We start from the raw sequence: 1,214 nt of genomic DNA on the forward strand, positions 1-1,214 counted from the left end.
TTTCTACCGAAAATTCCACGCAATGTCCTATCTTTCAGCCACGGCTGAAAGATGTGCGCTAGTTTGCTCGCAACGAAGCCATACACACGAACGTTACCTGCAAGCTGATGAAAATTCTGCGTAAAATAACACCATTTCTTATACTGATTATTCTCTCATTGATTTGGGCGATTTATATTCTGATGACGGAAATGGATGGTCAACAATGGGAATTTTTAATAGTTTTAGCCCTTTTTGGGACATCAATTATTTTGTTGATAGCGGACTTAGTTCTAAAACGATTTGTAAAGAATTGGAAAAATATATTAGTTATCGAATTTTCAGTTGTTTTCATTTTTATTGGTTTTTATCAATACCAAAACAGACCACTGATATTTGTTTTACCTGATAATTTCTCAAAGGAATATGTAACTGTAGTTTATAATGTTGATAAAGAAAACAAACTCGGAATAAATGATTTTACGTTGTGGAAAATAATTCAAGTTCCAGAAAATGGAATTATTTTCACATCATCAAATATTAATGAAACCTTACCAAGGACTGAATTTAAAACTTTGGACGGGGATTATTATAATTCAAAAAAAAATCAGAAAATATTTATAAAACTGTCAAATTCCAAAATTGAACAAAATGGAAATCAATATGATTTAAGAACATGGAGACTCGGAAAAGGAAGTTTTATGATTTCAATGGAAAATAATTTTGAAGATTATAAAGCAAAACTGAAAATCATACTCGAAAAAAAAGCCAGCAGGTAACAGCGTATATAGTTTATGGCGGATTTTGTGCTAAATCGAAAATTATAGTATTTTTAGGAAATTTAAAGCTTAACCGAAAGGCGGACGGTTTTTATCCCGCCACAAACCATATACGCGAGACGTTGTAGGTAAATTGATCAAAAAATACTGTGTGAAAGAATTTCATTAATTGCTTGGTGTGATAAACGAAAAGTCAGTCGGCTGTATGGAAGGTTTAAAACGGAAATTTACGACTGAATAGTTTGTTTTGTGTCTCAAACGGCTGAATGGATTTCGGCGCCAGAGCAGCTGAAATAATGATCGAAATTAATTGTTGACTGCTTTGTCACCTCTGCTCGACTCCGATTTAAAGAATAATAAAAAGATCAATTATAAACCGAATCTTAATAAAATCTACCTACAACAGAGTGTATAGCTCATTGCGACTGAATTTTCTACCGAAAATTCCACGCAATG

1 protein-coding gene is annotated in these 1,214 nt (G+C 32.6%); it reads left to right on the forward strand.

The features are described from left to right. The first annotated feature begins 107 nt into the window (after window positions 1-107). Window positions 108-758: a hypothetical protein gene (locus F598_RS0114080; RefSeq protein WP_157595033.1), complete on the forward strand. Its 651-nt coding sequence runs from the start codon at window positions 108-110 to the stop codon at window positions 756-758. Window positions 759-1,214 lie beyond the last annotated feature (456 nt).

Origin of the sequence: Psychroflexus tropicus DSM 15496, from assembly GCF_000378765.1 — a bacterium.
In the GTDB taxonomy this organism is placed as follows: Bacteria; Bacteroidota; Bacteroidia; order Flavobacteriales; family Flavobacteriaceae; genus Psychroflexus; species Psychroflexus tropicus.

What these genes read in the sequence shown, in the direction of transcription:
- F598_RS0114080 (WP_157595033.1), top strand. Translation starts at nt 108, where the DNA reads ATGAAAATTCTGCGTAAAATAACACCATTTCTTATACTGATTATTCTC.